The sequence below is a fragment of the Paludibacter sp. genome (assembly GCF_009712605.1).
GTDB lineage: Bacteria > Bacteroidota > Bacteroidia > Bacteroidales > Paludibacteraceae > Microbacter.
In genome coordinates this window covers 515,127-527,666 of the sequence record NZ_WASO01000015.1, presented here as the reverse complement: position 1 = coordinate 527,666, position 12,540 = coordinate 515,127, and the positions used below count along the sequence as shown (strand labels likewise).

Genomic DNA, 12,540 nt, shown 5'->3' with positions numbered 1-12,540 from the left:
TTAATCGGAATTCGGACTGGGGACAGGATATGTACATGAGAACGGACGATACACACATGTACCTGCATCACGGCGGCGCTTCTGACGACAACAAATGGACAATCGCCAAGAGAGGATACTACACCATTACGCTGAACCTGCTCACCAACGCCATTTCAATCAACCGCCTACAACTGTTTATGGTTGGTAGCGCTACTCCGATCGGATGGGATATTTCCAATGCCGTTGCCATGACGGAAGATGCCACGGATGGATGTGTCTTCGTTTATTCTGGTCCGATGGTTGCCGGAGAGTTTAAGTTTCCCGTCAACCGGAATACCGACTGGGGTCAGGACATGTACATGAGAACGGACGATACACAAATGTATCTGCACAAAGGAGGCGCTTCGGATGACAACAAATGGAATATCGTATCTGCCGGCAATTACCAGATAAAAGCCGATGTTGCCAATTTAACCATTAGTATTACAAAACAATAGGTATTGAGTTGTATTTCAGGGTAGCTCCGCCATTTTCCGGGGCTACCCTAAATAGATTTTTCTATCTAAAGAAGTAATTAGACATTATACCGATTAATTCATTCCTTAATTTTCGCATTTGACCTCTCCCCCAGCCCCTCTCCCGAAGAGAGGGGAAAAATCTGCAAAATGAATTGATTCTGAATATTTCACTGCCTGACTCCTCCTCCCCCAAAGGGAGGAGGAGGTTGGGTCAGACGATAAATATCTGACTCCGACACGAAGTCGTCGTGAGAGGAGAGGTCTACAATTGCGATTTATATACACCTAATCGATATAATGTCTATTCTTTAAATTCTTTAGATCCGTTCAACGTTAATTTTCACCCGAACCATTCTTGTATGATAAGAATTCAAAGTGTCCTACTGACTGTCGCAATGCTCTGCTTAGTATCATCCTGCAAAACAGGAGATAACGAACCAGCAACGCCGGTAATCAACAATGTGTCCAGTGTTTCTATTTCGACGGACAAAGCGGCCTATCAACCCGGACAAACCGTTACTTTTACAATCGATAAAACGGTACCATCGGTCACAAAAGTCAGGTACCGTCATTTCAATGATGTCCTCTCGGAAAACAACATTTCCGGCACCAGTTGGAGTTGGACACCTCCATCCACCGACTTTACGGGTTATCTGGCAGACGTGTACAACACCGTTGACGGGAAAGAGGTCATCTACGGAAGTATTGCCGTGGATGTTTCGTCCGATTGGGCCCGGTTTCCCCGTTACGGTTTCCTGTCGGCTTATCCGCAAATGACATCGATCGCCATCAATTACTACATCAACGAATTAAACCGTTATCATATCAACGGGCTTCAGTTCTACGACTGGCAATACAAGCACCACATGCCGCTATCAGGGACTCCGGCCAATCCGTCGGCGGTATGGACCGACATTGCCAATCGCAATACCTATTTTACGACGGTCAAAGGATACATCGATGCGGCTCACAACTGCAATATGAAGGCGATGTTTTACAACCTGGCCTATGGTGCTCTGAGTGACGCAGCATCCGACGGAGTTCAGGATCAATGGCGCTTGTACAAAGATGCCAGCCATTCCACCATGGCAAAATTCGATCTACCCTCATCCATGTTCAAAAGCAGCATCTGGCTGATGGATCCATCCAATAGTAACTGGCAACAATATCTGGCTTCGCGAAATCAGGATGTTTATACAGCCCTGGGATTCGACGGATTTCACATCGACCAATTAGGTGACTGGGGCACGGTGTACAACTATTCGGGACAAACGGTCAATCTGCCGTCGGCCTATGGTAGTTTTATCAATGCCATGAAAACGTCCAAAAACGACAAACGATTGGTAATGAATGCTGTCAACCAGTTCGGACAACAGAATATTGCCACCACACCGGTCGACTTTCTGTATACCGAAGTGTGGAGTCCCAACGACGGCTACAAAGACCTGGCAACCATCATCAACAACAACGATTCGTATTGCAACAGCACAAAGAAAACTGTTTTGGCGGCCTATATGGATTACGACTTGGCCAATTCCAGCGGATCTTTCAATACGGCAGGCGTATTGCTGACCGATGCCGTGATTTTTGCATTCGGTGGAGCACACCTTGAATTGGGAGAGCACATGCTTTGTAAAGAATATTTCCCTAACAGCAACCTCCAGATGAAGGGAGATTTGCGGAATGCCCTCTTCTGTTACTACGATTTTATGGTAGCCTACCAAAACCTCTTGCGCGACGGAGGTTCGTTCAATACACCGGCCATCTCGTGCAGCAATAACAAATTGCAAATCAACCAGTGGCCGCCGCAAACAGGCAATGTCGCTGCCGTCGGCAAAGAGATGACCAACCGACAGGTCATTCACCTGATCAATTTTACCAACGCCTCCTCTTTAGCATGGAGAGACAATTCCGGCAATCAGGCCGTCCCGGCAATCGTAGAAGGAGCCGCTCTGTCGTTCACATCTTCTAAAACAGTCAGAAAAATATGGACTGCCTCCCCTGATATAAATTACGGCACCCCCACCCAACTCAATTATACTCAAACCGGATCAACCGTCTCGTTTACATTGCCAAGCCTGCAATACTGGGACATGATTGTAGTTGAATATTAACAAGTCTATTTTTAAACACATGAAAAAATACATATTTCTAATTATCAATGTTTTATCTTCGTTCAATCTGGCTCTTGCTACTCCAGCCAGTCAGGAAGCGGTGACACCGGGCAAATGCCTCGGATATGAAATTACGGGATCGCAAGCCATCTTCCATTGCGAAAACGACATAAACGTTTCGCTCAAGCTGTGCAGTTCCGGCATCGTCCGCTTCTGGTATCAGCAGGGAGATTTTCGTCGCAACAACGAGTCGTTTGCCGTCATCAACGAGAATATCGACAGCCATCCCACCGTATCTGTGTCGGAACAACCCGGGAGCTATGAAATCTATACCAGCGAACTGATTATCCGGATCAATAAAAATCCGTTTCAGATACGCATTTTCGACAAATACCAGAAATTGTTGCTGGAAGATTTTCAGGGAAAGGGACTGGTCAAAGAGGGACAACATCAGGCTACATTGAAAACCCTCCGCCCCGATGAACATTTCTTCGGCCTCGGTGAAAAAAACGGAGGGCTGGATCGTCGTGGGAAAACCTTCCGGATGTGGAACAGCGATAAGCCCTGCTATGCGATCGATGAAGATCCTCTTTATAAGAGCATTCCGTTTTTTATGAGCAATTTCGGATACGGCATTTTCTTCGACAACACCTACAAAAGTTCGTTTAATTTCGGGGCAACATCAAACGATTACTACTCTTTTGAGGCTCCTGCAGGCGCTATGGTTTACTATTTCATTTTCGGTCCGTCCTACAAACAAATCATCAACCGTTATACCCAACTAACCGGCAAACCGATTATGCCTCCGGAATGGGCACTGGGATTTTCGCAATGCCGCGGACTTTATACCAACGAGCAACTGGCACGCGATGTAGCTTCCGAATTCCGCAAACGCCGTATACCCTGTGATCTTATTTATCAGGATATCGGCTGGACGCAATATTTGCAAAACTTTGAATGGCGTAAAGAAAATTACCGTAATCCACGCCAAATGGTGGCCGATTTGGCAGCACAAGGCTTTAAGATGATTGTATCGCAAGACCCCGTTATTTCGCAGGAAAATAAAAAGCAGTGGCACGAAGCCGATTCGCTGGGCTATTTCGTCAAGGATATCCGTACCGGCAAAAGCTACGATATGCCTTGGCCATGGGGCGGAAACTGCGGAGTGGTCGATTTCACAAAACCTGCAGCAGCCGACTGGTGGGGAAAATATCAGCAAAAAGTGCTGGACGACGGCGTAAAGGGATTCTGGACCGACATGGGAGAGCCCGCCTGGAGCAACGAAGAGGAAGCCGACCGTCTGTTTATGAAACATCAACTCGGAATGCACGATGAAATCCACAATGTTTACGGTCTGACCTGGGACAAAGCTGTTACCGAGCAATTTGAAAAGAGGAATCCGAACAAACGCGTTTTTCAGATGACCAGGGCTTCTTTTGCAGGCATGCAACGTTATACTTTTGCCTGGTCGGGCGATTCGGGTGATGGCAACGATGTACTGAACGGATGGAACAAGCTTGCAGCACAGGTATCGTTGGCACAATCGGCAGGCATGGGATTGATCCCATTCTGGACGACCGACATTTCGGGTTATTGCGGCGACATAAAAGATCGTGACGCCATGGCCGAACTCTACGTTCGTTGGATGCAGTTCGGAATATTCAATCCGCTTAGCCGTGCCCATCACGAAGGCAATAACGCAGCCGAACCCTGGACATTCGGTTCTGCAGCCGAAAACCTCTGCCGCGAAGCAATCAACCTGAAATATGTACTGCATCCATACATCTACTCGTATGCCCGCGAAGCGTACGATACAGGACTACCGCTGATACGCGCCCTGTTGCTGGAGTATCCTGACGATGCAGAAACGTTCAAACTCAACACGCAATTTCTGTTTGGCAAGGAGTTGTTGGTAGCTCCTGTAGTGGAGAAAGAGGCTTCGGAACGACAGGTTTACTTACCTCAGGGAGAATGGATCGACTTCAACGATGGCTCTACCGTGTACAAAGGCAAGCAATGGATCACCTGTCCTGTGACTCTTGGCACAATCCCGATGTTTGTCAAGAAAGGATCGATCGTCCCGCAAATGCCTGTCATGCAATATATCGGCGAAAAGAAAAATGCCCCCGTGTGGTTCGATATTTATCCTGCTTCGGAAGGCCGTGCTGCCGCTTTCTCTCTTTATGAAGACGACGGAGAATCGAATGACTATAAGAAAGATATTTGTGCCCGCACAGACGTAAAATGCCTTACCACCAAAGATGGTTATTCCATTCAACTTACGTGTAGCAGCCAAAACGGATTTCAGGCCGCTTCCAAACGCAATTCCGGTATTAAAATCCGCATAAAACAAGCTCCCAAAGAGATGGTGATGAACGCCACGAAACTGAAACAACTTGCACCGGAGAAACTGGCAAGCAGTTGGGAATCTCTTTCCGACAAAGCAGTATGGAGTTGGGACAAAAAAACAGGTATTTGCCTGATTAAATGGCAAAATAATGAAGGAATCACCAGTATTGAAATCAAAAATTAATGCTGAAAAACCAGAATAAACGTAGATAAAATGAGGCTTTTACTAACCCAAATAATAGCATTCAGTTGCCTGTCCGTTACCTGCATGGCACAACAAAGGCAACCTGTATATCAATCGAAGACATTCAGCATTTTCAGCAATGAAGTCCGGCAAGGAAATTACAAGGCTACGGCTCTCTCGTCCACGTCTGTGACCTCCGACTACAGAAGTCCGGATGCAGACAGGTACACACCCACCCTGAGCTTCAAGTTCAGCATCAATTCAAGGGACAACGAGATGGTTTCGGGGAATGACCATCATGTAACACTACAACCTGTAAACGGGGAATGCGTTACCAACGTGCAATTTGGAAAACAATACACCGGCACACGTCCGACGGTTCCCGGTGTCAATCTGCCCTCCAACACCCGTTGGACAATCCGTCTCGATATGCGTGAAGTTATCAAAGCGTTCAACGAAAAGGGTTTTTATATTCTATACAACGGAGAACGACTTGACAAAGCCGACTTCAAAGGAGTTTACATTGCCGGAAGTGCCGCCCCGCTGATCTGGGACTTCAATAACCTCAGAAATCATCCGGAACTGGAACTGAAAGATCCGGATGGCGATGGTATTTATGAGACAACCCTTGTGATGAATAAGCAGAGCGACGAAAAACACACCGCCGCAGAGTGGAAACTCTCCCGCGACATTACCGCTTTCCCGCAATACAAATCTGATTATCCAATTTTGGATGCTCTCTACAATCTGGCAACAGAAGAAATGATTAAGGCAGTGGAACCCGACAGCACCTTCCGTACCGGTAAAGAATGGGCCGGCGTATGGACTCGTGACATCAGCTATAGCATTATTCTTTCGATGGCGCATTTGCAACCCTGGGTAGCAGAATACAGTCTATTGCGCAAAGTAAAGAACGACCGTATCATTCAGGATACCGGCACCGGAGGCGCTTACCCGGCTTCGTCCGACCGCATTGTCTGGGCCATCGCAGCCTGGGAACTCTACAAAGTCACCGGCGACCGGGAATGGCTACAACAAGCGTACAAAATTGTCCGCAATTCGGTGGAAGACGACCTGAAGAATATTTACGATCCGGCCACCGGACTGATGCGGGGTGAATCTTCTTTTCTTGACTGGCGCGAACAGACTTACCCACGCTGGATGCAACCTGCCGATATTTACGAGTCGGAAAATTTAGGAACCAACGCCGTTCATTATCAAGTAATCAAAATTCTGTCACAAATGGCATCACTGCTCAATGACCCGGCAACAGCAACCAAATACGAACAGATTGCAGCAAAAATCAAACAAGGAATCAACTCTCACCTTTGGATGGCCGACAAAGGTTATTACGGCCAGTATTTGTACGGACGGAACTTTCGGTCACTTTCGCCACGCGCAGAAGCTTTGGGAGAGGCACTCTGCGTATGGTTTGGCATTGCTGACGAAAAACAACAAAAAAGCATTGTCGAAAACGTTCCCGTGATGGATTATGGCATTTCCTGCATCTATCCCCAAATTCCGGACATTCCGCCCTACCACAACAATGCCGTTTGGCCGTTTGTGGAAACTTACTGGGGCTTGGCTTCGGCAAAAGCTGGCAACGAACGTTCGGTACTCGAAGCCATTGCTGCCGTCTACCGTCCGGCAGCGCTTTTTCTTACAAACAAAGAAAATTTAGTGGCTTCAACCGGCGATTTTGCCGGCACGCAAATCAACTCAAGCAATATGCTCTGGAGCCTTTCGGGAAATCTGGCCTTAGTGCACAAAATTCTGTTCGGAATCGAATTTAAAACCGATAGCCTACTCTTTCATCCGTTTGTTCCCAAAGCATTACAAGGAGCACGTTCTCTAAACGGTTTTAAATACCGGAATGCAACTCTGAACATAGAAATGACAGGTTTTGGCAATGTAATTCGAAGCTTTGAACTCGATGGAAAATTAATTTCGGCGGCAGCTATTCCTGCTTCGCTAAGCGGTACTCATTCCATACGAATTGTATTGAACAACACGGCTTTTCCAGCTTCAGCCATCAACAAACAGCCCAATTACATTACCCCCGAGACACCTATTGTAAAATATATCAATGGACATCTTTCATGGAATAAAATCGGGAATGCGAAATCGTATATCGTATTGAAAAACGGGAAAAAATATCTGAACACGACAGCCAACAAACTGAAAGTTTCATCGGGAACACTGACCGAATACCAGGTAATGGCAGTAGACCTTAATGGTGTTTCGTCTTTTGCTTCCGAGCCGGTAACTGTTATAGCCAAGCAATGGCAACGAACCTTTGAAATGGAAGAATTTGCACCGAAAGCTTCTTACGATTATAAAAACTATAGAGGAAGCGGTTTTGTAGAGATCAGTAAAACAGCCAACCGTTCAATAACGATTCCCGTTGAGATTGATGTGCCCGGCACGTATTCGGTCGCTATTCGGTATGCCAACGGCAACGGTCCGGTAAACACCGAAAACAAATGCGCTATTCGCACTTTCAACGTGGATGGAACCTTTGCCGGAACCATTATCCTGCCACAACGCGGTACCAACGAGTGGTCGAACTGGGGAGAGACTAACTCTATTCTGATAAAACTCACCAAAGGACATCACCTGTTGACACTGGCTTTCGAGCCTCAGAATGAAAACATGAACGGCGATATCAATCAGGCAATGCTCGATTCAATGTCGCTTTGCTATCTCCATCCGTAAAATATCATCTTATGGCTCACGCACAAAGGCTAACTTCTAAATCCCATAGAAGTCAGCCTTTGTTTTTTTGCACCTCCAAAACAAGCACATACACCATTGGCTATTCATTTTTTATAATTCATAATTAGCATGTTAAAATTGACGTCCGGCACACACATTTTTCCATCTGTCATTAAATTTGTTTTTGCATTCCGCGCACCTCACCAAAGCAAAAGGCAACCCTCATAAAACAGAATGTGTTATGGAACGGACAAAAACTCACTTCATACTGTATATCAGCTTCTTTCTCGTAGCAAATTATCAGCTGATTGCTCAATCGAATGAGTTTTATCACATCTATTTGAAAGATGGAAGAGTTGTAAAAGGAGAAATCACAGAAAACACACCTAATGAATTGGTACGACTTAAAAATGCAGATGGCAAGGTGTTCGTCTTTACTTACACCGAAATTCAAAAAGTAGTACCCGACTCTATCGAAAACAGAGTTCAATCCGTTTCTATAACATTAAAAAATGGAGTGCAAATCAAGGGTCGATTTCTTCAGAGTATTCCAAACAAATCCATAACTATTGAAACTGCAAATGGTATTAAACAATATTATTCCTATGATGAAATCCAAACAATCCGCTACAGCAACAAGCCACTGCTGGCAAAAAAGCCGGGGGTTGCCTTTGTCAATTCACTATTTTTTCCCGGTCTTGGACAGTTCTACAACGGACAAAAAACGAAGGGAATAATATTCAGCTCAATAGGTGGAGGATCTCTGGCTGTGGTAACCTATTGTGCTATCTCCATGTCCCGAAAAGACGAACCTTTCACGGAATTTTTCATAGGTGGCATCAGCGCTTTGGTTTTCTCTTTAAACTATCTGGCTTCTCTGATCGATGCGCCGATATCAGCCTCCAAAATAAACAAAAGGCACCCCAATGGAATGTTAAGCTGGAACTTAGGAAAAGAGTCCCAACTTGGGATTTCGCCTAAATTTACCTTTCGCTCCCTTAATCACACTGAAAAAATGCTAGGTTTGAGACTTCGCCTATCGCTTTGAACTGTACAATTCTCTCATTGCATTGGAAATAGTAGAGATTATACCGATTAATTCATTGCTTAATTTTTGCATTTGACCTCTCCCCTAGCCCCTCTCCCGAAGAGAGGGGAAAAATCTGCAAAATGAATTCATCCTGAATATTTCACTGCCTGACTCCTCCTCCCCTTGGGGGAGGAGGTTGGGTCAGACGATAAATGTCTGACTCTGACACGCAGTCGTCGAGAGGAGAGGTCTGCAGTTGAAATTTATATACACTTAATCGTTATAATGTCTAGTAATATCCACCGTTTCTGAATAACGATTAATTTATTTCCTCAAGTCGAAATATCCCCTGAAATCTTGTTAATTGAGGATAATATTTACTACTGAAATTACCGACGGTTTGTTTTTTTCGTAAGTTTGTCGCATTAAAACTCACAACGTAATTTTTGCCGGCATGAAGAGAATTACAACAATAATATTATCGCTGTCACTATTCGGCGCATTGGCTTTCGGGCAATCGTCTGAAAAGCTTTATACCGGAGAAAACAGCATCAACCAACCGACAATTACGATGCCGGTTGTCGATTCTTTGTCCCGGCAAAAAATCAGCGTCATAGCTCCTGCTCCGACAGCTTTGCCTTCGTTTTACCTGAACGACTCTTTATCGCTAAAAGCGCAGCAATTGCCAAAGCCGGTTTTCTCACGCGGACCCTTTTTCATCAACGAACAATTTTCGGTGGCGCTGGGCAAGTCGAGCTATAATTTCAAATACGAAAATATCACATCGTTCGGCACCTCATTTCTGCTCCGCCCTATGAACAAACTGACTTTCGAAGTAACGCCGGTGATTGCACATTACTTTTTCGGCAACAAGCAACTCTCCCCATTTACCGATTTCTCTTGCAGCTTTGGGGCGCAGTACGATCTCTCCGAGAAAGTAGCTGTAAAGGCTTTCGGACAGGTAAGCGCCTCCACGAATACTAACAAATTCTACGGTTATGCTCCTTTTATGCCTCAAAATGCCTATGGAGTGGGATTGAAATACAAGCCGAACAAAAGTCTGAGCTTTGAAGTCAGCGTCGAAAAATCGCAATACAACGGAATGTGGTATAACGAGCACAACGATATGCGGACAGCTTATTAAGTTGACGAAGCTACAGAAAGGGAACCGCCGCGATGGAAACATTGTAACGGTTCCCTTTCTATTGCAAATAAGTGAAATATAATCCGTACCTTTGCATCCAGAACAATCAAGTGAGTATTGAATCCTTCTCTACAATGTTTTGCTCCGTCAGCTTTTGACGGAACTACCATCGTCAAAATCGACATCAAAATCAGCTTTCTTGTTTCGAAAGACCGGTCACGCAAGTAAAAATTGCATCGGCTTTACCCGACAAAAACAAAGACCGGCAAACAGATGTTTGCCTACAATAAGCTTTTACACCGATTCCGCGCCATCTCCCTTGTAAACAACTTATTGGCATTATTTAATTAAAACAAAGGCGGCTCAAACGCCATCGTACAATTCATGACATTTAAAGAACTTAATATTTCAGAGCCGATATTGAAAGCTCTGGCAAACAAAAATTACGAAAAACCGACACCCATTCAGGAACAGGCTATACCGGGAGCGCTCGACGGCCGCGACTTACTGGGCATAGCACAAACAGGAACAGGCAAGACAGCGGCATTCGCGATCCCCATTATCCAGCAATTAAACCAATCTCAAGTCAAAGGAAACAAGCGTGCAATAAGGGCTCTGGTGCTTACACCCACACGCGAGCTGGCAATACAAATCGACGAGTGTTTCACCGACTATGCCAAATATACAGGACTGCGCAACACGGTTATATTCGGAGGAGTAAACCAACGTCCTCAGGTAGAACAATTAACACGCGGAACCGACATTCTGGTGGCAACACCGGGAAGATTGCTCGATCTCATACAACAAAAGCATATCAAGCTTGAACATATTCGTCATTTTGTGCTCGACGAAGCTGATCGGATGCTCGACATGGGCTTCATACACGACATTAAGCGTTTGTTGCCCCTGTTGCCCAAGCAGAAACAGACTCTGTTTTTTTCGGCAACCATGCCTCCGGCAATCGCTCAACTGTCTAAAACGATCTTGAATAAACCACTACGTGTGGAAGTTGCACCGGTTTCATCAGTTGTTGATACCATTGAGCAACATCTCTATTTTGTGGAAAAACCCCAGAAAAGCGAATTGCTTGTTTCTTTACTTGAAAAAGCGCAGGACAAATCGGTTCTGATTTTTTCGAGAACCAAGCATGGAGCCGATAAAATTGCCCGTATTCTGGGAAAGAAAGGTGTTGGATGCGAGGCCATTCATGGCAATAAATCGCAGGGAGCGCGACAAAGAGCGCTGACCAACTTCAAATCGGGCGCTACCAAGGTAATTGTAGCTACAGATATTGCTGCGCGGGGAATTGACATTGCCAATCTGGAAATCGTCATCAACTATGACCTGCCCGATGTAGCCGAAACGTATGTACACCGCATCGGACGAACCGGACGTGCAGGAAACCGTGGCACAGCGCTTTCGTTTTGCGCGGAAGAAGAACGCAGTATGCTCCGTGAAATTCAAAAACTAACAGGCAAGACTTTGAATACAAGGTCTGTTCCGGCATAAAGAATCTCAAAATAAACAATAACCACTAAATTAATTTCAGTGAATAAAAAAGAATTAGAAAAGAAAAAAGAGCAGAAGAAAAAAGACAAGCTGAAACGCAAAGAAGAGCGTAAAGCCAGTGGAGGTAGCAAATCCTTTGAGGATATGATTGCCTATGTAGACGAATTCGGCATGATTACCGACACTCCCCCTGATCCCAATAAAAAAACAGAAGTAGAGCTCGAATCTATCGCTGTTTCCACCCTTAAAAAAGAGGATATTGAAAAAGAACCACTTAGAGGCCGTGTGGAGCATTTCAACACAGACAAAGGGTATGGATTTATCAAGGACATGGGAAGTGTAAACAAATATTTCTTTCATATCAGCAATGCTCCGGAAAACATTTCTGAAGGAAATATTGTTACCTTTGAGCTGGAAAAAGGCCAAAAGGGCATGAATGCCGTTCGAATTGAACTTTCGAAATAAGACTTTTCATCACATCAAGCCGTTAATCACTGGGTAACATTCCTGATGGCGATGATAATCTTCAGCAGCATAAAGGTCCATCAGCCAATTATAAAACAAATTATATACTGATGAATATTTACGTTTCAAACTTAAGTGACGATACAACAAACGACAGCCTGGAAGAGTTATTCGAAGAATACGGAGTCGTAACCTCGGCGAAGGTTATGTATGACAGAAGAACCGGATATCCCAAAGGCTGCGGGTTTGTGGAAATGCCAAATGACATACACGGACAACGCGCCATTGACAGTTTACACGAAACCGAATTTGAAGGCAACAACATTAGTGTGAGTATTGCTCGTCCCAAAACCGAACAAAATAACCGAGGTTATGGCAATCGTGGTGGTTATAATGGCGGACACAATAGCGGATACAATGGTGGATACAACCAAAGACGATATTAAGCGGCTTCGGGTTTAATCAACCCGAACCGTTTCTTTTCCGTTTTTATTCGCTTTGGCTAACAGGCAGCGAAAACTATCATTGAG

The 12,540-nt window shown here is 45.0% G+C and carries 9 protein-coding genes; all 9 read left to right on the top strand.

The features are described from left to right. A partial coding sequence (locus tag F8N35_RS14540; protein WP_293054570.1) for a SusF/SusE family outer membrane protein occupies positions 1-479 on the top strand: 479 nt, incomplete at its 5' end. Between the two features lie 380 nt (positions 480-859). Beyond that, positions 860-2,614 carry a glycoside hydrolase family 66 protein gene (locus F8N35_RS14535; protein ID WP_293054569.1) on the top strand — a complete coding sequence of 585 codons (1,755 nt, stop codon included), beginning with the start codon at positions 860-862 and terminating at the stop codon, positions 2,612-2,614. A gap of 19 nt (positions 2,615-2,633) precedes the next feature. Next, positions 2,634-5,147, top strand: a complete 2,514-nt coding sequence (locus F8N35_RS14530) for a glycoside hydrolase family 31 protein (protein ID WP_293054567.1) — start codon at positions 2,634-2,636, stop codon at positions 5,145-5,147. 30 nt (positions 5,148-5,177) lie between these two features. Continuing rightward, positions 5,178-7,862, top strand: a complete 2,685-nt coding sequence (locus tag F8N35_RS14525) for a trehalase family glycosidase (protein ID WP_293054565.1) — start codon at positions 5,178-5,180, stop codon at positions 7,860-7,862. Between the two features lie 241 nt (positions 7,863-8,103). After that, a complete protein-coding gene (locus F8N35_RS14520; protein ID WP_293054562.1) occupies positions 8,104-8,910 on the top strand; it encodes a hypothetical protein in 807 nt (268 codons plus the stop codon). Positions 8,911-9,346: 436 nt separating this feature from the next. Next, positions 9,347-10,036 carry a hypothetical protein gene (locus tag F8N35_RS14515; RefSeq protein ID WP_293054559.1) on the top strand — a complete coding sequence of 230 codons (690 nt, stop codon included), beginning with the start codon at positions 9,347-9,349 and terminating at the stop codon, positions 10,034-10,036. A 384-nt stretch (positions 10,037-10,420) separates the two neighbouring features. Further along, positions 10,421-11,545, top strand: a complete 1,125-nt coding sequence (locus F8N35_RS14510) for a DEAD/DEAH box helicase (protein ID WP_293054556.1) — start codon at positions 10,421-10,423, stop codon at positions 11,543-11,545. Between the two features lie 33 nt (positions 11,546-11,578). Next, positions 11,579-12,010, top strand: a complete 432-nt coding sequence (locus F8N35_RS14505) for a cold shock domain-containing protein (RefSeq protein WP_293054595.1) — start codon at positions 11,579-11,581, stop codon at positions 12,008-12,010. A 110-nt stretch (positions 12,011-12,120) separates the two neighbouring features. Next, a complete protein-coding gene (locus tag F8N35_RS14500; RefSeq protein WP_293054554.1) occupies positions 12,121-12,456 on the top strand; it encodes an RNA-binding protein in 336 nt (111 codons plus the stop codon). Positions 12,457-12,540 lie beyond the last annotated feature (84 nt).